At 45.4% G+C, this 271-nt stretch carries 1 pseudogene; it reads right to left on the reverse strand.

What is annotated here, in order from left to right:
* Positions 1–271: pseudogene (locus tag ACNQ0T_RS24265) on the reverse strand (hypothetical protein); the annotation flags it as partial.

Here is a 271-nt window from a genome sequence, read left to right on the forward strand (position 1 = left end):
GTTATATACTCTTCAGTTTGCCGTTGTGAGTTTTGAGCGACCATCTTTAGGGTTAACCGCACGCTGCGCTTAAAGGTGAGTGCAAAGCGTTTTAGATGGTTTTCATATTCATCTAATGTTGGCGGTAATTCAGGATCTAACCGTTCCAACCAGCTTTTCAATTCATCGACTAACCCACCTACAGCGGGAATAGAAGAGAGCTGCACCGTAGGGGCTCGCAGCCGGATATAGTTTTTTAAGCTGCGCTGAAGATTTGAAGGGGTGTAGAGAT

It is taken from the genome of Enterobacter cloacae complex sp.6700776 (assembly GCF_048284255.1).
Lineage (GTDB): Bacteria > Pseudomonadota > Gammaproteobacteria > Enterobacterales > Enterobacteriaceae > Enterobacter > Enterobacter intestinihominis.